This window comes from Rhodococcus sp. NBC_00297, assembly GCF_036173065.1.
In the GTDB taxonomy this organism is placed as follows: Bacteria; Actinomycetota; Actinomycetes; order Mycobacteriales; family Mycobacteriaceae; genus Rhodococcoides.
The window spans coordinates 1-20,772 of record NZ_CP108041.1 but is presented as its reverse complement, the minus strand read 5'-3'; the positions used below and the strand labels follow the sequence as shown (position 1 = coordinate 20,772).

The 20,772-nt window shown below is 65.8% G+C and carries 15 protein-coding genes and 3 rRNA genes; all 18 read right to left on the bottom strand.

What is annotated here, in order from left to right; genetic code table 11:
- Positions 1-5 precede the first annotated feature (5 nt).
- Positions 6-1,043 carry a pseudouridine synthase gene (locus OG947_RS00090; RefSeq protein ID WP_081821205.1) on the bottom strand — a complete coding sequence of 346 codons (1,038 nt, stop codon included), beginning with the start codon at positions 1,041-1,043 and terminating at the stop codon, positions 6-8.
- 9 nt (positions 1,044-1,052) lie between these two features.
- A complete protein-coding gene (gene scpB / locus OG947_RS00085) occupies positions 1,053-1,727 on the bottom strand; it encodes an SMC-Scp complex subunit ScpB (protein ID WP_051613243.1) in 675 nt (224 codons plus the stop codon).
- Positions 1,724-2,572: a segregation and condensation protein A gene (locus OG947_RS00080; protein ID WP_222632467.1), complete on the bottom strand. Its 849-nt coding sequence runs from the start codon at positions 2,570-2,572 to the stop codon at positions 1,724-1,726. Before OG947_RS00080 ends, scpB begins: the two co-directional genes overlap by 4 nt.
- Positions 2,569-3,468 (bottom strand): ParA family protein, encoded by a 900-nt coding sequence (locus OG947_RS00075; RefSeq protein WP_051613290.1) that lies wholly within the window; start codon positions 3,466-3,468, stop codon positions 2,569-2,571. Before OG947_RS00075 ends, OG947_RS00080 begins: the two co-directional genes overlap by 4 nt.
- A gap of 106 nt (positions 3,469-3,574) precedes the next feature.
- Positions 3,575-4,501, bottom strand: a complete 927-nt coding sequence (gene xerD, locus OG947_RS00070; RefSeq protein WP_328812856.1) for a site-specific tyrosine recombinase XerD — start codon at positions 4,499-4,501, stop codon at positions 3,575-3,577.
- Positions 4,491-5,129 (bottom strand): NUDIX domain-containing protein, encoded by a 639-nt coding sequence (locus tag OG947_RS00065; protein ID WP_056444399.1) that lies wholly within the window; start codon positions 5,127-5,129, stop codon positions 4,491-4,493. The genes xerD and OG947_RS00065 overlap by 11 nt, the downstream gene beginning before the upstream one ends.
- Positions 5,126-6,862, bottom strand: coding sequence for a CTP synthase (locus OG947_RS00060; RefSeq protein WP_222632474.1), 1,737 nt, complete (start codon positions 6,860-6,862; stop codon positions 5,126-5,128). The genes OG947_RS00065 and OG947_RS00060 overlap by 4 nt, the downstream gene beginning before the upstream one ends.
- Before the next feature lie 150 nt (positions 6,863-7,012).
- Positions 7,013-7,960, bottom strand: coding sequence for a copper transporter (locus OG947_RS00055; RefSeq protein WP_027505464.1), 948 nt, complete (start codon positions 7,958-7,960; stop codon positions 7,013-7,015).
- Positions 7,957-9,141 carry a putative cytokinetic ring protein SteA gene (steA, locus tag OG947_RS00050; protein ID WP_328812854.1) on the bottom strand — a complete coding sequence of 395 codons (1,185 nt, stop codon included), beginning with the start codon at positions 9,139-9,141 and terminating at the stop codon, positions 7,957-7,959. Before steA ends, OG947_RS00055 begins: the two co-directional genes overlap by 4 nt.
- Positions 9,142-9,235: 94 nt before the next feature.
- Positions 9,236-11,005 (bottom strand): DNA repair protein RecN, encoded by a 1,770-nt coding sequence (gene recN, locus OG947_RS00045; RefSeq protein ID WP_328812853.1) that lies wholly within the window; start codon positions 11,003-11,005, stop codon positions 9,236-9,238.
- 5 nt (positions 11,006-11,010) lie between these two features.
- Positions 11,011-11,955: an NAD kinase gene (locus OG947_RS00040; RefSeq protein ID WP_027505467.1), complete on the bottom strand. Its 945-nt coding sequence runs from the start codon at positions 11,953-11,955 to the stop codon at positions 11,011-11,013.
- Positions 11,952-12,785 carry a TlyA family RNA methyltransferase gene (locus OG947_RS00035; protein ID WP_056444390.1) on the bottom strand — a complete coding sequence of 278 codons (834 nt, stop codon included), beginning with the start codon at positions 12,783-12,785 and terminating at the stop codon, positions 11,952-11,954. The genes OG947_RS00040 and OG947_RS00035 overlap by 4 nt, the downstream gene beginning before the upstream one ends.
- A 1-nt stretch (position 12,786) precedes the next feature.
- Complete coding sequence (locus OG947_RS00030) at positions 12,787-13,041, bottom strand: hypothetical protein (RefSeq protein WP_222631329.1); 255 nt, start codon at positions 13,039-13,041, stop codon at positions 12,787-12,789.
- 59 nt (positions 13,042-13,100) lie between these two features.
- Complete coding sequence (locus tag OG947_RS00025; RefSeq protein WP_328812852.1) at positions 13,101-14,105, bottom strand: HAD-IIA family hydrolase; 1,005 nt, start codon at positions 14,103-14,105, stop codon at positions 13,101-13,103.
- Positions 14,102-15,121 (bottom strand): hypothetical protein, encoded by a 1,020-nt coding sequence (locus OG947_RS00020; RefSeq protein WP_374197733.1) that lies wholly within the window; start codon positions 15,119-15,121, stop codon positions 14,102-14,104. Before OG947_RS00020 ends, OG947_RS00025 begins: the two co-directional genes overlap by 4 nt.
- A 134-nt stretch (positions 15,122-15,255) precedes the next feature.
- Positions 15,256-15,372, bottom strand: a 5S ribosomal RNA gene (gene rrf, locus OG947_RS00015).
- A gap of 143 nt (positions 15,373-15,515) precedes the next feature.
- Positions 15,516-18,653 (bottom strand): 23S ribosomal RNA (locus tag OG947_RS00010).
- Between the two features lie 332 nt (positions 18,654-18,985).
- Positions 18,986-20,504 (bottom strand): 16S ribosomal RNA (locus OG947_RS00005).
- The 16S, 23S and 5S rRNA genes sit together here, the layout of an rRNA operon.
- Positions 20,505-20,772 lie beyond the last annotated feature (268 nt).

The window sequence follows — 20,772 nt, the reverse complement described above, 5'->3', positions numbered from 1 at the left end:
CGCGGTCACAGGCCGACCGCCCCGTACAGGCTGCCGACCTCGCCGCGACCGAGCACCCGCAGCGTGCCGGGTCGCTGGTCGCCGAGAGCGACGGCCCCGATGTCGGTGCGCACCAGGCGTTTCACCGGGAACCCGACCGAGTCGAACAGTCGGCGCACGATGTGCTTGCGACCCTCGTGCAGCACGACCTTCACGAGCGTCTTGCCCTCGTTCACGTCGAGCACCGCGTAGGAGTCCACCTTCGCCGGTCCGTCGTCGAGTTCGACTCCGGAACGCAGCTTCTTGCCCGCGTCGCGGTCCAGGACACCCTGCACCGTGGCGAGGTACGTCTTGGACACCTCGAAGGAGGGATGCATCAGCCGGTGGGCCAGATCGCCGTCGTTGGTGAGCAGGATCAAGCCTTCGGTGTCGGCATCGAGTCGGCCGACGTGGAAGAGCCGCTGTCCTGCCTGGACCCGCTCCGAGACAATGTCGCCGATGCAGGGCCGACCGAGGTCGTCCGACATCGTGGACTGCCATCCGCGCGGCTTGTTCAGCGCGATGTGGACCAGATCGGCCTTGATGACGACACGGGTGCCGTCCACCCGCACGACCGCGACCTCGGGGTCGACGCGGACACCCTGCTCGGTGACGATGCGGCCGTCGACCTCGACGCGTCCCTCGTCGATGAGCTGCTCGGCGGCGCGACGCGACGCGACACCTGCCTGGGCGAGCACCTTCTGCAAGCGCACACCGTCCTCAGGAGCCACGTGCGGCCGCGGGCCGTCGGTGTGCTGGTGGCGGGCGGGCTTGGCGTTGCTGATGGTCGGAGCAGCCGTCGTCTTGCGCTCCGGCTTCGGCGACTTGCCGGGCTTGGAGCCGCTGTTCTTGGGAGCCACCCGGGGGTACCCGGACTTGCCGCCGGGCTTACGGCTCTCGGTGCGCTTGCTGTACGCAGCAGCGGCGACCTTCTTGTTGGGGCGCTTCTTCTGTCGTTCGGGAGTGGAGGCGTCGGATGCGCCGTCCCGGTCCGGTGTGCCATCACGGCGAGCGGAGTCGTTCACGTTTCTTACCTATTCGTCTGTGGTGTCGGTGCCGAACTCGGTGGTCGAGTTCGACTCGGTGTTCTCTCGTCGACGCTCGGCACGCAGGACCCGCGGATCGGAGTCCATGCTGTCGCTGATGTCGTCGATCATGTCCACGCCCGGAAGCAGCGGAGCAAGTTCGGGGAGGTCGGACAGTGACGCCAACCCCAACCGTTCGAGGAACATTTCCGTGGTGACGTACTGCGTCGCCGCAGAGTCCGGGTCGGGACCCGCCTCGGCGATGAGACCTCTCGCGAGGAGAGTGCGCATCACGCCGTCCACGTTCACTCCGCGCACAGCACTGACTCGTGCGCGGGTAACCGGTTGACGATAGGCGATCACAGCGAGGGTTTCCAGTGCCGCTCGGGTGAGCTTGGACCGCGCACCGTCGAGGAGGAGCCGTTCGACATAGGGCGCGTACTCGGTGCGGGTGTAGAAACGCCACCCGTCGCCGGCGAACCGCAGGTCGATGCCACTGCCGCGGGCGGTGAGGTCGGCGGCCATGGCGGTCAGCGCCTGCCGGATGCGCGTTTCGTCACAGTCCAGGGCGGAGGCGAGCTGCGGGACGGATGCCGGGGTGTCGACGACGAGCAGCACCGACTCGAGCGCCGCGCGCACCTCGGCGTCCGACAGGGCGTCGGGAGCGTCCTCGCTCGCTGTCATCCGTAGTCCTCCATCCTCGAGACGTCCATCCGGTCGATGTCGGCAGCGTCGTCGTCGCCGGTCCAGGTGACCGCGAGATCGCCCAGCGCCTCGGGTTGGTCGAACGCGACGACCTTCTCGCGATACAGCTCGAGCAGCGCGAGGAACCGTGCGACCACCTCGACGGTGACCTCGCAGTCGCGGACCAGGTCGGCAAACGTCGCCCACTCACCCACTCCGCGGTCGCGCAGCATCGCCAGGATCGCCCGCGCGTGTTCCGGGACCGACACCGCCGACGCGTGGAGATGGCCGAGACCGACCGTCGGCACCTCGCGCGGGGTGAACGCCGCCGCGGCGATCTCGGCGAAGCGGCGCGGATCCACACCGAGCAACACCTCCGGCAGCAGCGACGCGAACGAGTCCTCGAGCGAGACCGATCGCGGATAGCGCCGCAGCGCGGCGTTCTCCAGTTCGCCGAACAACTGCGCCACCTGTTTGTAGGCCCGGTACTGCAGCAGCCGGGCGAACAGCAGGTCCCGCACCTCGAGCAGTGCCAGGTCCTCGGCGTCGTCCACCTCGCCCGACGGCAGGAGGCGGGCGGCCTTGAGGTCCAGCAGGGTCGCCGCGACCACCAGGAACTCGGTGGTCTGGTCGAGACCCATCTCCGCGCCCATCGCGCGGGTGTACGCGATGAAGTCGTCGGTGACGGTGTGCAGTGCGACCTCGGTGACGTCGAGTCGGTGCTGTCCGATCAGGGTCAGCAACAGGTCGAACGGGCCTTCGAAGTTGGTGAGCCGCACTTGGAATCCGGTGGGCGTCGGCGCGTCCCCGACCGTCGTGTCCGTCACGACCGTCCCGTCGGTCAAGACTGGGGTGCGGTGTCCCGGTGGATGACCTCGCGGGCCAACGACCGGTACGCGTCGGCACCCGCGGACTTCGGCGCCCACGTGGTGATCGGCTCGCCGGCGACGCTCGTCTCCGGGAAACGCACGGTGCGCGTGATGACGGTGTCGAAGACGACGTCGCCGAACACCTCGACCACGCGATTCATGACCTCTCGCGAGTGCAGCGTGCGGGCGTCGAACATCGTGACCACGATGCCCTCGAGCTTCAGCCGCGGATTGAGACGATCGCGCACCTTGTCGACGGTGTCGTTGAGCAACGCGAGTCCGCGCAGACTGAAGTACTCGCACTCCATCGGGATGAGCACGGAATCGGCGCACGCGAGGGCATTGACGGTCAACAGGCCGAGCGACGGCTGGCAGTCGATGAGGACGTAGTCGTAGCGATCGAGAATCGGGTGCAGCACGCGTCCCAGCGTCTGCTCGCGGCCGACCTCGGTGACCAGTTGGATCTCGGCCGCGGAGAGGTCGATGTTGCTGGGGAGCAGGTCCATCCCGTCCACCCGCGTACGCATGAGGACGTCGTCGATCGCCACCCGCGGCTCCACCAGCAGGTTGTGCACCGTGAGGTCCAGCTCGTGGTGTGGCACACCGAGACCCGCGGAGAGCGCGCCCTGCGGATCGAGGTCGACCAGCAGGACTCGGCGTCCGTACTCGGCCAGCGACGCACCCAGATTGATGGTCGACGTGGTCTTGCCGACGCCGCCCTTCTGGTTGCACATCGCGATGACCGTCGCCGGTCCGTGCGAGGACAGCGGCTGCGGATCCGGGATGTCGCGATACGGGCGCCCCGTCGGACCCATGCCCGACGGGTGGGCCAGGGTCGGATGTTCCGGTTCGGGCTGACGAGTGCGGAACAGTGCTCCGTCGTCGTGCGCCGCTGACACCACCGGACCTCCATCCTCACCTCGTGCTGCAGTTCCCCTGAACGCTACCGCGTGTCGGGTGCAGCTTCGTGCGGACACGCTACCGTGCGCGCGGATGCGCCTCGGCCCACACTTCGCGCAACGTCGTGACGGTGACCAGTGTGTAGATCTGCGTGGTGGTCACCGAGGCGTGACCCAGAAGTTCCTGCACCACACGTACGTCCGCGCCGCCGTCGAGCAGGTGGGTCGCGAAGGAGTGCCGCAACGTGTGCGGGGAGACGCTGGCTCCGATCCCGGCGCGCTCCGCCGCGGTCTGCAGGACCTGCCACGCGCTCTGGCGTGACAACCGGCCGCCCCGCACGTTCAGCAGAAGCGCGGGCGTGCCCTGTGACACCAGTGCGGGTCGACCACGGACGAGGTACGCGTCGACGGCGTCGAGTGCGGGACGGCCGATGGGCACGATGCGCTCCTTGCCGCCCTTGCCGTGCAGGACCACGGACCGCGAGTCGGAGTCGATGTCGTCGACGTCGAGTCCCACGGCCTCGGAGATGCGCGCACCGGTGGAGTAGAGGAGCTCGAGCAGCGCCCGGTCGCGAAGACCGCGCGGGGTGTCCGCGGCCTTCCCGGCGACGGCATCGAGGAGCGCGAACACCTGCTCGACGGAGAGCGACTTCGGGAGCCGGCGGCCCGGCGCCGGCGGTTTGACCCCGGCAGCGACGTCGACGTCGACGATGCCCTCGGCCAGCGCGAAGCGGTGGACTCCGCGAACCGCGATGACCGTGCGCGCGGCGCTGCTCGCCGCGAGCGGCGGGAACAGCTCGTTGCCGGACCGGAGGGCCGTCACGAACTCCGCGACGTCCACCTCGGTGACGTCGCGGAGACTGTTCCGGTCGAGTTCACCCAGATGGCTGGCGTAGCGCGAGAGGTCGCGGCGGTACGAGGTGATGGTGTTGCGAGCTGACCCGCGCTCGACGGCGAGGTGATCGAGATAGGTCGCGATCACCTCGCCTGGCGAGTCAGCTGCCATGCGCGCCCTTGCGCTTCTCGAACGCGGTGGGTCGATCACGCCAGGGTGCATCGCTCGGCCGCAACGGAACCGAGCGTGACCGCACCGCCGCCAGCGCCAGGATTCCCGCCACCGCCGACGCGTTCACGATCTCGCCGCTGAACACGCGCGACACCGCCTCGTCCACCGGGACGCGGACGAGCTCGATGTCGGCTTCCTCGTCGTGAGCCTCCGGTCGATCGACCTCGGTCACCTCGTCGGCCAGGTAGATCCGCACGGTCTCGTCCGTGAACCCGGGTGATGCCGCCACGTCGACCAGCAACGACAGGGACGCCGCGGCGAGCCCCGTCTCCTCGGTCAGCTCACGCTTCGCGGCCTCGACGGGATCCTCCCCCGGCTCGTCCAACAGACCCGCGGGAAGCTCGAGCAGGCGACGCCCCAGAGGATGCCGGTACTGGCTGATCAGCACGATGCGCTCGTCGTCGTCCAGCGCGACCACGGCGACCGCACCGTGATGCTCGACGACCTCACGTTCGGCCCGACGACCGCCGGGCATCGTCACCTGGTCGAGCCGGAGCGCGAGAATCGCACCCTGGTACTCGACGGACGATTCGAGGATCTCGAACTCGTGACGATCGGCCATGGTCAGGCCTTCGTCGCGGCGGGTTCGGCCGGCTGCGCCGTGTCGGACTCGTCGCCGTGGACGTCGACGGGCAGCCGCTCCTCGGACTTGTACGAGAGCGCAGCGGAGATCAGCGACGCGAAGAGCGGGTGCGGCCGCGTCGGCCGGCTCTTGAGTTCGGGATGCGCCTGCGTGCCGACGAAGAACGGATGCGCGCTCCGCGGCAGTTCGACGAACTCGACCAGGTGGCCGTCCGGGGACGTGCCGCTGAACTGCAGTCCACTCTCCGCGATGCGGTCGCGGTAGCTGTTGTTGACCTCGTAGCGATGGCGGTGACGCTCGGAGACGGACTCGCTGCCGTAGGCCTGCGACACCACCGACCCCTTGGTGAGCGTGGCGGGGTAGGCCCCGAGGCGCATCGTGCCGCCCAGGTCCGCCTCGCCGGCGACCGCCTGCTCCTGGTCCGCCATCGTCGAGATGACCGGCTGTGTCGTCTCGGGCTCGAACTCGGCCGAGTTCGCATCGGTGAGACCGACGGACCGCGCCGCCTCGATGACCATGCACTGCAGACCCAGGCAGAGCCCGAGCGTCGGGATCTTGTGCGTCCGGGCGTGGGTGATCGCGCCGAGCTTGCCCTCGATACCGCGGATGCCGAAGCCGCCGGGAATCACCACGGCGTCGATGTCGGCGAGCGCCAGCTTGGCGCCGGCCGCGGTGTCGCAGTCGTCGGACTGCACCCACACGAGTTCGACCTTCGCGCGGTTGGCGAAACCGCCGGCCCGCAGCGCCTCGGTCACCGACAGGTAGGCGTCGGGCAGATCGACGTACTTGCCGACCAGGGCGACGCGCACCGTCTCACGAGGCTGGTGCACTCGCTCGAGGAGGGTTCCCCACACGGTCCAGTCGACGTCCCGGAACGGCAGTCCGAGCTGCCGCACGACGTACGCGTCGAGACCCTCGCCGTGCAGCACGCGCGGGATGTCGTAGATGGAGGGCGCGTCGGGTGTGGAGATGCACCCGTCGACGTCCACGTCGCACATGAGCGCGATCTTCGCCTTGAGGGCCTGCGGCACGTCGCGGTCTGATCGCAGGATCAGCGCGTCGGGCTGAATACCGATGCTGCGCAACGCCGCCACCGAGTGCTGCGTCGGCTTGGTCTTGAGCTCACCCGAGGGCGCGAGGAACGGAACGAGCGAGACGTGGAGGAAGAAGACGTTCTCCCGACCGACGTCGTGGCGGACCTGACGCGCCGCTTCGAGGAAGGGCTGCGACTCGATGTCGCCGACGGTGCCACCGATCTCGGTGATGACGACGTCGGGCTCCTGGCCCTGCAGATCCGGTCCGCGCATCGCGAGGATGCGGGCCTTGATCTCGTCGGTGATGTGCGGGATGACCTGGACGGTGTCGCCGAGGTACTCGCCGCGACGCTCCTTGGCGATCACCGTGGAGTACACCTGGCCGGTGGTCACGTTGGCGTATCCGGAGAGATCCCGATCGAGGAACCGCTCGTAGTGGCCGACGTCGAGGTCGGTCTCCGCGCCGTCCTCGGTGACGAAGACCTCGCCGTGCTGGAACGGGTTCATCGTTCCGGGATCGACGTTGAGGTAGGGATCGAGCTTCTGCATCGTGACGCGAAGGCCACGTGAGGTGAGAAGCTGACCGAGGCTCGAGGCCGTGAGCCCCTTGCCGAGCGACGACGCGACGCCGCCGCTGACGAAGATGTGCTTGATGTCGGCCCGCGTGTGAATGCGTGACTGCAAAGAGACTCCCGTGACGGTGCGACCCGATGGTGACAGCGAGCGAATCGCTCAACATCGAGTGGTTCGGAACCTGGCCGACCCACGGGACTTCACGGTAACACCTTCACGCGAGTTCGGTCGACACCACGCGGGCGACGACGGCTGGAGTACCTAGCTCGGGGTCGCCCCGACCGTCACGGCCGTCGCGGCAGGACCCGTTCCGTACCGACCCGTACCACCGGCGAGCTGCTCACCGAGTGCCAAGGCGACGGTGATGCGCCCCGACGTGCGATCGACGTCGTCGACGGTGCTGGTCCCGGCTGCGAGGGCGGAATCCGACCGCACCACCGCGATGGGACCGCTGCCCTCGGCCGAACCGGCACGGCCCGCGAGCACGGTTCCGGCTCCGCGTCCGTCCAGAGCGCCGGCGAAGCGAGCCACGATCGCGCCGCGGTTGCCGTCCTCACCCGAGTCGGCGGCCTGTCCGGAGACCACCACCGCGAGCTGTGCCGGTGCCACGGCACCGTCGTCGTACGTGATGAAGCCGCCGCCGCGCAGGGTGTCGAGGGCCAGGCCCAGTTCCTCCGGCGTGCTCTGCGGTTGGGCGGTCTGTGCGTTCAGCAACAGCACCGTACCGAGCAGATCGCCGGCGAGGCTGCCCTGATCCACCGATCCCGTACGCAGTTGCGCGCCTGCGGGAACCACGTTGGTGAGGCGCGTGCGGAGATCGTCGCCGCTGGCGGCGGACACGAACGCCTCGGTGAGCCCCACTCGTCCGGTCACCGACCCGCCCGCGTCGGCGATGGTGCGCTGCACACCCTCCACGTCGGCGGGGTCTGCGTCGGGCGTGGTGACCAGCACGACGGTGCGGTCGGCCAGCGCTCCCGCGACCACCCGGGTCGCGACGGCCGCGTCGAAACCGTCGGCGGCGTTGAGTTGCTCACCGAGTGCGTTGTTCGCCGACTGCAGGTCGTTCACCTCGGTCTGCAGATCGTCCCGGTCGTCGCGCAGTCCGGACAGCACTCGACCGGACAGCAGGCCGGAGCCGAGGACGACTCCGACCGCGAGCGCCAGGAACACCGCGATCAACGAGATGGTGTGCTGACGAAGCGAAATCACTGAAGCAGCCCCTGCACCCACAGGGCGAAGCTGTTCCAGGTCTCGATCGCCCAGTCCAGAGTCGCACCGCTGCCGTTGGTCACGACGAGCGCCGCGATGACGGCGATGAGGGCTGCGAGGACGAGCAGCGCCACCGCGCCACCGGAGACCCGGCTGCGGTACAACGTCGCCATGGCCTTGGCGTCCACCAGTTTCGGACCGACCTTGAGTCGGGTCATGAACGTCGACGGTGTGTCCGCGCGCTTGCTGGCGTCGAAGAACTCGTCGAGCGACGCGGCACATCCGACCGTGACGATGAGTGAGGCGCCGTGGTGGTCGGCGAGCAGGAGCGCGAGGTCCGCCGGGGTGCCCGTGGCCGGGAACGTCATGGCTCCGATGCCCAGGTCCTGGATGCGCTCGAGGCCTTTGGCGTGGCCGTCGGAATCGGCGGGGAGCACCACCTCGGCGCCGGACTTCAGCGTGCGGCTGCTCACGTCGTCCGGGTCGCCGACGATCAGGTCGGGGCGGTATCCCGCCTCCGACAGCGTGTCGGCGCCGGCGCCGACACCGATGAGGATCGGCGAGTACTCCTTGATGAACGGCTTGAGCGACTTGAGATCGGCCACGTGGTCGGTGCCCTCGGCGACGACCACGACGTGACGACCGTTCATGTCGACGTCCACCTCGGGCACTCCGACGCCGTCGATCAGCAGCGGCGACTCGGTGCGGATGAACTCGATCGTGTTGCCCGAGAACGCTTCCAGGTGATCGATCAGACCAGACTTGGCCTCGATCATGCGGTCGGAGATGTCGGCCTCGGACTGCTCGGTGCCGGTGGCGAGACGTCGCTCCCCGGCGTACACGTTGCCGTCGTGCAGGCGGACCTTCGAACCGTCCTTGACCTTCTTGAAGACGTCGGAGCCCACCTCGTCGATGAGCTCGATGCCGTTGGCGACGAGCACCTCCGGACCGAGATTGGGGTAGCGCCCCGAGATCGAGGCGGAGGCGTTGACCACGGCCGTCACGCCGGCCTGTACCAGCAGGTCGGCGGTGATCCGGTCGAGGTCGAGTTCGTCGAGAACGACGATGTCTCCGGGACCGACACGGCGCAGGAGCTTGGCCGTGGAGCGATCGACCCGAGCGATTCCCGTGACTCCGGGAAGTGAGTCATGACTACGCGAGAGCAGAGCCGGCATCTTCATGCACACGATGATGGACAACAACACGGCAGCATCGGCGGAGGCGCGCCGTAACAACTACCACATCATTCACATCAGTCACACCAGCACATCGCTCTCAGGCGGTCGCGGACTCCCGTTCCGCCGTCGCGGTGCGCAACAGTTCCTCGGCATGTGCCCGGCCGGTCTCGGTGTCGTCGAGCCCGGCGAGCATGCGCGCGAGTTCCACGACACGCTCGGAATCCGTCAAAGTGCGCACACCACTGTTGGGGCCGCCACGTTTTCCGTCGGTCTTGTTCACCACCAGGTGCGTGTCGGCGAACGCCGCGACCTGCGGGAGGTGCGTCACGACGATGACCTGATGCGTCCTGGCCAGGCGTGCCAGCCGCTTGCCGATCTCCACGGCGGCGCGACCACCCACGCCGGCATCGACCTCGTCGAAGACCATGGTCGCTCCGGCATCCGATCGCGCGAGGACCACCTCGAGCGCCAACATCACGCGGGAGAGCTCACCGCCGGACGCGCTCTTGTTGAGCGGCAGCGACTGCGCACCGCTGTGCGCGGACAGACGGAACTCGATCTCGTCGGTGCCGGTCGACCCGGCGTGCAGCGCGGTTCCGTCGACGGACAGCGCCGACCGATCGTCCGCACCCGCAGCGCGGGGGCGCACCTCGACGTCCAGCTTGGCCTTGCCCATCGCCAGGCCGGCGAGTTCGGCGCTGACCGCCTTGGACAGTTTCGCCGCAGCCTTCACCCGCGCGGCCGACAGCTTGCGTGCGACCTCGGCGGTCGCTGCACCGGTAGTGGAGACGCGCTCGGTCAGCGCTGCCACGGCGTCGGCGGAGACGTCCAGTCCCGTCAGGCGGGTTCGTGCGTCCTCCGCCCACGCGAGCACTCCGTCCACGTCGGCGGCGTACTTGCGAGTCAGACTCTTGAGCTCCGCTTGACGCGAGAGCAGCGTGTCCAGTGACTCCGGATCGGCGGGCAGATCCTCGAGGTACGAGGTGAGCTCGGCTCCGACGTCGGTCACCACCGCGATAGCCTCGGCGAGTCGTGGGCCGACGGCCGAGAGAATCTCGTCGTCGGTCGAGGCGAGTCGATCGCGGGCCTCGCCCAACAGCGCCATGACGGACACGTCGCCGGGGTCGTCGCCACCGGTGAGCGCCGTGTGCGCGGCGGACGCCGCATCGCGGAGCGAGTCGAGATCGCTGAGCCGCCGGACGGTCGCCGCGATGTCGGTGTCCTCGTGCGATGCCGGTGCGACCGCGTCGATCTCGTTCAGGGCGAACGTGAGCTGGTCCGCCTCGCGCGCGAGTTCGCGAGCCTTCTCCGTCCGCTCCCGCAGTTCGGTCACCGCAGCGACCCACTGCGAGCGGCGAGTGCGGTACGTCTCGAGCAGCGGCCCGATGGCGTCCGCAGCGAAGCGGTCCAGAGCGGCCAACTGCTGATCACTGCGTTGCAGACGCAGTTGATCGTTCTGTCCGTGCACCGTGAGCAACGATCCGGTGAACTCCGACAGGACGCCTGCGGGCACACTGCGGCCGCCGAGATGAGCACGTGATCGGCCGTCGCTGCCGACCGTCCGGAGGGCGATGATGCTGTCGTCCTCGTCGCGCCGACCGCCGGTGGACTCGAGCAACTGCTCCACGTCGCCGCGGACCTGGTCGGTGACGTGGTCGGTGGTGAAACGACCCTCGACCACCGCGCGGTCGGCGCCGACACGGACACGCCCGGCGTCGGCGCGCGCGCCGGAGAGCAGATGCAGGCTGGTGACGACCATCGTCTTGCCGGCACCGGTCTCACCGGTGAGCACCGTCAGGCCCTCCGAGAACGACGCCGTCGCCTCGGCGATGACTCCCAGGCCGTCGATACGAATTTCGGACAACACGTCGGTTACGTCACCCTCCCCCGCCAGCCGGTGACCGGCAAGGCGAACTTGTGTACGAGTCGATCGGCGAACGGCGCGGAGTCGAGCCGGATCCACTTGATCGGCTCACATCCTCGCACCACCTCGACGCGAGCACCGGCGGGCAGGCGCAGGGTGCGCCTGCCGTCGCAGAAGACCACCGCGTCGTGTCCGCCGTCGAAGGTCTCGATGGCGATGTGTGACTCGGGACTGGTCACCAGCGGCCGCGCGAACAGCGCGTGGGCGTTACTGGGGATGACGAGGATCGCCTCGAGCTCCGGCCACACGACCGGACCGCCGGCCGAGAACGCATAGGCGGTGGACCCGGTGGGGGTCGACAGCAGAACACCGTCGCACCCGAACGAGGACACCGGACGGTCGTCCACCTCGAGCACCACCTCGAGCACCCCGAGCCGCGACCCGTTCTCGATACTGGCCTCGTTCAGCGCCCACCCACGTTCGATGATCTCGCCGTCGACGTGCACGGTGATGTCCAGCGTCATCCGCGGTTCGATGCGGTACTCGCGGCGCACCACGATGGCCAGGGTCTCCTCGAGATCGTCGGCCTCCGCCTCGGCGAGGAATCCGATGCGTCCCAGGTTCACGCCGAGCACCGGGATGGACGCCACCCGCGCGAGTTCCGCAGCGCGCAGGAAGGTTCCGTCGCCGCCGAGGACCAGGACGAGCTCGCAGCCCACCGCCGCCGACGGACCGAACTCCACGACGGAGACGTCGGACTGCGGTGTGGAGAGCGCGTCGATCCCCGACGTCGACTCCAACCGCGACGTGTCGTGCTCGTCGACGAGCACGCGCAGGGCGATCCCGTGATCGTGGAACACCTTCGCCGCGCGCAGAGCCGTCTGCTCGATGTCCGGGCGACCCGGATGCGCGACGAGCAGGATGGTGCGCTCGGGCACGGTCGACTCGCTCACTGAGGCCCCTTCTCCACGGCGTCGGACACCAGTTGCTCGACGGACGTCGACTGGGCTGTGCTGGGATCGTCGTCCGGACCCGGAACGGTGAGCCACAGGAAGTACTCGACGTTGCCGGACGGACCGGGCAGTGGGCTCGGCTCCACACCGGACGTGACCAGGCCCAGGTCGGCCGCGGCGCGTGCGACTCCCAGCACCGCGTCCGCGCGCAGGGCGGGATCGCGGACCACTCCCCCTGCACCGACGCGATCCTTGCCGACCTCGAACTGGGGCTTGACCATCGGGAGGATGCTGGCACCCGGACGGGCGCACGCGGCGAACGCCGGGAGTACGAGAGCCAACGAGATGAAGGACAGGTCGGCGACCACGAGGTCGACCGGCCCGCCGATGGCCTCGGCATCGATGCCGCGGACGTTCGTACGGTCGAGGACTCGCACCCGCTCGTCGGTCCGTAGCCGCCACACCAACTGTCCGTAGCCGACGTCGACCGCTACGACCTCGCGTGCACCCTTGGACAACAGCACGTCGGTGAACCCACCGGTGGACGCACCCGCGTCGAGACACCGCGCGCCCTCCACCGTGACACCGCGTGGCTCGAAGGCGGCGAGCGCGCCCAGCAGCTTGTGTGCACCTCGAGAGGCCCACGACACCTCGTCGGAGACCTCGGTGACCCGCAGCGCCGTGCCGGGCTCGACCGCGGTGGCGGGCTTCGTGGCCACGGTGCCGGCGATCAGCACTCGACCGTCCGAGATGAGTTCCGAGGCGTGATCCCGAGAGCGGGCCAGACCGCGGCGGACGAGTTCGGCGTCCACCCGAGCGCGACGAGCCATGTCAGTTCTTGTCCACGGACGCGAGCGCGTCGACGAGTACCTCGTGCGCGCGGTCGAGGATGCGGGCCTGCCGCGTCAGCGTGACCAGGCCGTGCGGGTCGTCCGTACCCTCGCCGAACGGCGCCGACGCCGCCACGTCAGCCTCGGCGACCAGCGCGTCGACAGCCGAGACGACGGCGTCGGGATCGACGGACGTGCCCTCGACATCGGAGTGCGACGGCAAGTGCTGACCGGGGCGGGGAACGGGCGTGCTCATCGCGGACAACGCTAGCCGATACCCCCGACGACGTCGGTCGGCGGTGGTGACCGTCAGTGTCAGGCGGTCCACCGCGCGACGACATCCGCAGCCGCACCGGACGCGCCCTCGACGGTGTCGAAGCCGCCGAGCGCCCAGACCGCGGGGAGAACTTCGCGCAGTGCCTCGATCCAGAGGTCGCCGTCGGCGTCGACGTCGCCCGTGGTCTCGACTCGCAGCACGGAACCGGACAGCGACACCGACCAGGTGTCGGAAGGCTCGGAGGGAACGAGAGACGCGGCCGGCTCCTCGAGCAGAGCCGACAGGGACGACGCGAGGTACGTGGGGCGCTCGTGCGGGACGGCAGTGAGCACATCGTGCACGGTGCTCACTCCGGTGAGCACGAGGAGTGACTGCACACCCACCTCGTTGGCTCCCGCGATGTCCGTGTCCAGACGGTCACCCACCACCAGCGGCGTGGTCGACCCGCTGCGCTCGAGCGCGTCCTTCATGAGAGGTGCCTCGGGCTTGCCCGCCACGATCGGGGTGGCCCCCGTCGCTGCGGCGACCGCCGCGACCATGGCACCGTTTCCCGGCCCGAGACCGCGAGGCGTCGGCAGGCTGGTGTCGGCATTCGTGGCCACCCAGCGTGCGCCGGCACGGACCGCGTAGGTCGCCTCGGCGATGTTCGCCCACCCCGTCTCGGGGGAATGTCCCTGGACGACCGCGGCCGGAGTGGGGTCCGCTGTACGAACCGGCACCAGGCCGGCGGCGGACACCTCTGCCTCGAGGGCCTCGGTTCCGACGACCAGCACGGACGCACCTGCGGGCAGGAGACCAGCGAGAAGCCGCCCCGCCGCCTGGGAACTCGTCACCACCGACTCGTCGGGCGCACGGAAACCGAGATCGCGTAGGTGCTCGGCCACCTGAGCGGGAGACCGACTGGCGTTGTTGGTGACGTAGCAGAGCTGCGAGGAACACTCGCGGAGAGTGTCGACGGCACCGTCGATGGGATCGGGACCCCGGTACAGAGTCCCGTCGAGATCGAGCAGCAGAGCGTCGTGAGCGTCGGTCAGACGGGTCACTGACCGGTCAGTTCGTCGACTCGGTCCTCGGCGTCCGTCTCACCCTCGACGTCGGCGGCGGCGGCACGGAGGAACCACTGCACCCCGTCGTCCGCTCGACCGGCGGCCACCAGAGCGTCGGCGTAGGCGTAGTACAACCGCGCTGCAGCCGACCCCGTGCGATCTCCCTCGAGATCCGGAGTCTGCAGCGTCACCACCGCCTGGTCGTACTGCCCCATGTCCATGCGGGCACCCGCGACGACGATGCGCAGTTCGGACGCGTCGTCACCCGTCAGCTGGCGAGCCTCGTCGCTGCGTCCGAGCTCGATGGCGCGCTCCGGCCGACCGAGGCCCCGCTCACAATCAGCCATGACGGACAGCAGGCCCGGTCCACCGGCCATACGGCGGGCGGCGCGGAGCTCGGACAGAGCCTCCGCCCACTCCCCTGCGTGATACGCGGCGATGCCGGCCGTCTCTCGGACCACGGCGATGCGGCCGGCACGCTGCCGCGCCGCTCGCGCGTGCAGCAGTGCTGCGGCGGGATCGTCTCCGATCAGCTGACTGACCATGACCATGTGTCGTGCAACAGCTTCCGCGTTGCTCTTGTCGAGGCTCAACAGGTCTCGACGGACCCCGGGTTCGAGATCTTTCGCGTCGACGTCGTCCGGCAGATCGGGCTCGACCGGACGTGGAGCGCGAGAATCAGGTCCTCGCCCACCGCCCGCGCGCGGACCCGCGCTCCCTTCACCGCCGCGACGACGGGGAGGTGCACCCTGTCCTCGAGTGCGGTCGGGTGCCTGGCCCCTGCCGGAACCCTGCCGACGGTCGCCGGACGTCGATCGATCCCCGGAGCGCCCACGGTCGCCGGTGTGGCGACGTTCGTCCTGGCTCCCGGAACGGTCACCGGAGCGAGGGGCCGATGATCGGAACGACCCGCGGTCCCCCGCGCTGTCGCGGCGAGGTGCCCGGTTGTCGCGCGCGGGCGGCCGGCGGTCCGAATCGGACGTACGACCTTCCGATGACGGCTCTTCCGGCACGGTGGTTCCTTTCGATCGATCGGCGACCGAGCTCTCCCGCTCGTCACCGGTGGTGTCATCATGCCGCACTCACGATCGGAGTGCAGAAACACGAAAGGGGACCCATGTGAATGGGTCCCCTTTCGGAACGGATTGTTCGGCGGTGTCCTACTCTCCCACACCCTGTCGGGTGCAGTACCATCGGCGCTGGAGGGCTTAGCTTCCGGGTTCGGAATGGGTCCGGGCGTTTCCCCTCCGCTATGGCCACCGAAACTCTGTGAAACAACAGAGCACGAGGCACACACCTTTCCTGTCACCGGTGCTGCTGGTGATGGATCGGTGGTGCGGGTTTCAGTTATCTGCTGACCAACTCGTGTGTTGTCTCAGATACTGCACAGTGGACGCGTAGCTTCTTTGTGGTAAGTCCTCGGCCTATTAGTACCAGTCACCTGCACCCATTGCTGGGCTTCCAGTTCTGGCCTATCAACCCGGTGGTCTGCCGGGGGCCTTACCCCCTCGAGGGGGTGAGAAACCTCATCTTGGAACAGGCTTCCCGCTTAGATGCTTTCAGCGGTTATCCCTTCCGAACGTAGCTAACCAGCGGTGCTCCTGGTGGAACAACTGGCACACCAGAGGTTCGTCCGTCCCGGTCCTCTCGTACTAGGGACAGCCTTCCTCAAGTTTCTGACGCGCGCGGCGGATAGAGACCGAACTGTCTCACGACGTTCTAAACCCAGCTCGCGTGCCGCTTTAATGGGCGAACAGCCCAACCCTTGGGACCTACTCCAGCCCCAGGATGCGACGAGCCGACATCGAGGTGCCAAACCATCCCGTCGATATGGACTCTTGGGGAAGATCAGCCTGTTATCCCCGGGGTACCTTTTATCCGTTGAGCGACACCGCTTCCACTTGCCGGTGCCGGATCACTAGTCCCGACTTTCGTCCCTGCTCGACTTGTCAGTCTCACAGTCAAGCTCCCTTGTGCACTTGCACTCGACACCTGATTGCCAACCAGGCTGAGGGAACCTTTGGGCGCCTCCGTTACATTTTGGGAGGCAACCGCCCCAGTTAAACTACCCACCAGGCACTGTCCCTGAACCAGATCATGGTCCGAGGTTGAGGTATCCAATACGATCAGAGTGGTATTTCAACAACGACTCCACACACACTGGCGTGCATGCTTCACAGTCTCCCACCTATCCTACACAAACCGAACCGAACACCAATACCAAGCTGTAGTGAAGGTCCCGGGGTCTTTTCGTCCTGCCGCGCGTAACGAGCATCTTTACTCGTAATGCAATTTCGCCGAGTCTATGGTTGAGACAGCTGAGAAGTCGTTACGCCATTCGTGCAGGTCGGAACTTACCCGACAAGGAATTTCGCTACCTTAGGATGGTTATAGTTACCACCGCCGTTTACTGGGGCTTAAATTCTCAGCTTCGCTCCCGAAGGAACTAACCGGTCCTCTTAACCTTCCAGCACCGGGCAGGCGTCAGTCCGTATACATCGTCTTACGACTTCGCACGGACCTGTGTTTTTAGTAAACAGTCGCTTCTCACTGGTCTCTGCGACCCACACCAGCTCAGGAAGCAAGTTCCATCACCAGCAGGGGTCCCCCTTCTCCCGAAGTTACGGGGGCATTTTGCCGAGTTCCTTAACCATAGTTATCTCGATCGCCTTGGTATTCTCTACCTGATCACCTGTGTCGGTTTGGGGTACGGGCCGTGTACCAGCTCGCTAGAGGCTTTTCTCGGCAGCATAGGATCACTGAATTCGCCTCATTCGGCTATGCATCACCTCTCAGGCTTATGTGAGACCCGGATTTGCCTAGGTCTCGCCCTACAGGCTTACACCAGTGTTACCACTGACTGGCTCAGCTACCTTCCTGCGTCACCCCATCGCTTGACTACTACCAGGAAAGGTCCCGTGCATCACCACACCCGGCACCCGAAGGTGCTCCTGGCGGCTCTGGACGGTTAGTACTCCTGATTCATCATGGGCGCGGATACACGGGTACGGGAATATCAACCCGTTGTCCATCGACTACGCCTGTCGGCCTCGCCTTAGGTCCCGACTCACCCTGGGCGGATTAACCTGGCCCAGGAACCCTTGATCATTCGGCGGACGAGTTTCTCACTCGTCTTTCGCTACTCATGCCTGCATTCTCACTCGCGTGGCCTCCACACCTGGATCACTCCGGCGCTTCCCTGGCCACACGACGCTCCCCTACCCACCCACACACCTGCCGGAACCCTCGCAAGGGAACCGGGGGCTGTCGTGTGAGTGCCGCGGCTTCGGCGGTGTACTTGAGCCCCGCTACATTGTCGGCGCAAAATCACTTGACCAGTGAGCTATTACGCACTCTTTCAAGGGTGGCTGCTTCTAAGCCAACCTCCTGGTTGTCTTCGCGACTTCACATCCTTTTCCACTTAGTACACGCTTGGGGGCCTTAGCCGGCGATCTGGGCTGTTTCCCTCTCGACTACGAACCTTATCGCCCGCAGTCTCACTGCCGCGCTCTCACATCCTGGCATTCGGAGTTTGGCTGATTTCGATAAGCTTGTGGGCCCTCTAGACCATCCAGTAGCTCTACCTCCAGGATGAAACACGCGACGCTGCACCTAAATGCATTTCGGGGAGAACCAGCTATCACGGAGTTTGATTGGCCTTTCACCCCTACCCACAACTCATCCCCTCAGTTTTCAACCTAAGTGGGTTCGGGCCTCCACGACGTCTTACCGTCGCTTCACCCTGGCCATGGGTAGATCACTCCGCTTCGGGTCTAGAGCATGCGACTGATGTTCGCCCTATTCGGACTCGCTTTCGCTACGGCTACCCCACACGGGTTAACCTCGCCACATACCACTAACTCGCAGGCTCATTCTTCAAAAGGCACGCCATCACCCCCAGTGACAAGTCACTCGAAGGCTCTGACGGATTGTAAGCGCACGGTTTCAGGTACTATTTCACTCCCCTCCCGGGGTACTTTTCACCTTTCCCTCACGGTACTAGTCCGCTATCGGTCACCAGGGAGTATTCAGGCTTATCGGGTGGTCCCGACAGATTCACAGCAGATTTCACGGGCCCGCTGCTACTTGGGCATTCATCACGACAGTCACACAGTTTTCGTCTACGGGACTCTCACCCTCTACGACAGGCCATCCCAGACCACTTCGACTAACCGCATGATTTCTCACTGTCGGCCGATCCGGCAGAATCGACAAGACAAACCCCACAACCCCACACGCACAACCCCTGCCGGGTATCACATGCACATGGTTTGGCCTCTTCCGCGTTCGCTCGCCACTACTGACGGAATCACTGTTGTTTTCTCTTCCTGTGGGTACTGAGATGTTTCACTTCCCCACGTTCCCTCCACACACCCTATATATTCAGGTGCAGGTAACACGACATCACTCGTGCTGGGTTTCCCCATTCGGACACCCTCGGATCTCAGCTCGGTTGACAGCTCCCCGAGGCTTATCGCAGCCTCCTACGTCCTTCATCGGCTCCTGGTGCCAAGGCATCCACCGTACGCTCTTCATTACTTACAACAAAGATGCTCGCGTCCACTGTGCAGTTCTCAAACAACACACCCCCTTCGAACTCCCATCTGCACCATGCCCACCCGAAGGCGCGGTATGCCAGACATCCGAAGGAAATACATTCTTGCCTAGAAAGAAACACTCGCGTGTTCTCTCAGGACCCAACAGTGCATCGATATAGTGCCGGCTGGTCACGACTGAGCGTGACCGTTGTTGCCGGCTCTGGTTGTCAGTGTTCCACCCATGAGCGTCCACCCGACCAACGAATGTGGTCGGCGTGGTCTCTGCGGGGGTTCCCTCCCACCTGTGTGGGTGGTACTGCCCCGAGATGTGCTCCTTAGAAAGGAGGTGATCCAGCCGCACCTTCCGGTACGGCTACCTTGTTACGACTTCGTCCCAATCGCCGATCCCACCTTCGACGGCTCCCTCCCACAAGGGGTTAGGCCACCGGCTTCGGGTGTTACCGACTTTCATGACGTGACGGGCGGTGTGTACAAGGCCCGGGAACGTATTCACCGCAGCGTTGCTGATCTGCGATTACTAGCGACTCCGACTTCACGGGGTCGAGTTGCAGACCCCGATCCGAACTGAGACCGGCTTTAAGGGATTCGCTCCACCTCACGGTATCGCAGCCCTCTGTACCGGCCATTGTAGCATGTGTGAAGCCCTGGACATAAGGGGCATGATGACTTGACGTCGTCCCCACCTTCCTCCGAGTTGACCCCGGCAGTCTCCTGCGAGTCCCCGGCATAATCCGCTGGCAACACAGGACAAGGGTTGCGCTCGTTGCGGGACTTAACCCAACATCTCACGACACGAGCTGACGACAGCCATGCACCACCTGTACACCGACCACAAGGGGGGCCGTATCTCTACGGCTTTCCGGTGTATGTCAAACCCAGGTAAGGTTCTTCGCGTTGCATCGAATTAATCCACATGCTCCGCCGCTTGTGCGGGCCCCCGTCAATTCCTTTGAGTTTTAGCCTTGCGGCCGTACTCCCCAGGCGGGGCGCTTAATGCGTTAGCTACGGCACGGATCCCGTGGAAGGAAACCCACACCTAGCGCCCACCGTTTACGGCGTGGACTACCAGGGTATCTAATCCTGTTCGCTACCCACGCTTTCGCTCCTCAGCGTCAGTTATTTCCCAGAGACCCGCCTTCGCCACCGGTGTTCCTCCTGATATCTGCGCATTTCACCGCTACACCAGGAATTCCAGTCTCCCCTGAAATACTCAAGTCTGCCCGTATCGCCTGCAAGCCAACAGTTGAGCTGCTGGTTTTCACAGACGACGCGACAAACCGCCTACGAGCTCTTTACGCCCAGTAATTCCGGACAACGCTTGCACCCTACGTATTACCGCGGCTGCTGGCACGTAGTTGGCCGGTGCTTCTTCTGCAGGTACCGTCACTTGCGCTTCGTCCCTGCTGAAAGAGGTTTACAACCCGAAGGCCGTCATCCCTCACGCGGCGTCGCTGCATCAGGCTTGCGCCCATTGTGCAATATTCCCCACTGCTGCCTCCCGTAGGAGTCTGGGCCGTGTCTCAGTCCCAGTGTGGCCGGTCGCCCTCTCAGGCCGGCTACCCGTCGTCGCCTTGGTAGGCCATTACCCCACCAACAAGCTGATAGGCCGCGGGCCCATCCTGCACCGATAAATCTTTCCACCACACGGCATGCACCGCGCAGTACTATCCGGTATTAGACCCAGTTTCCCGGGCTTATCCCGAAGTGCAGGGCAGATCACCCACGTGTTACTCACCCGTTCGCCACTCGTGTACCCCGAAGGGCCTTACCGTTCGACTTGCATGTGTTAAGCACGCCGCCAGCGTTCGTCCTGAGCCAGGATCAAACTCTCCGTTGAAGACTCTTATCAACCCCACCCTAGAAAGGCAGAAGTCAATGAAAACTAGAGAGCCAAATCCAGCAATAAAACTCACGCCAACAATAACTCCATTGCTGACAAAAAAGAACCGGTCCCTCCCCGACGGGAAGAAGGAGAAGAACCAGCAAACCAAAACAAAATATTGGCACTGACATTCATCGACACACTGTTGAGTTCTCAAAGAACACGCACACACCACCACCACCCACACGAAGCAGGAGGATCCGGGGCAACCGTTCCAGCCTAG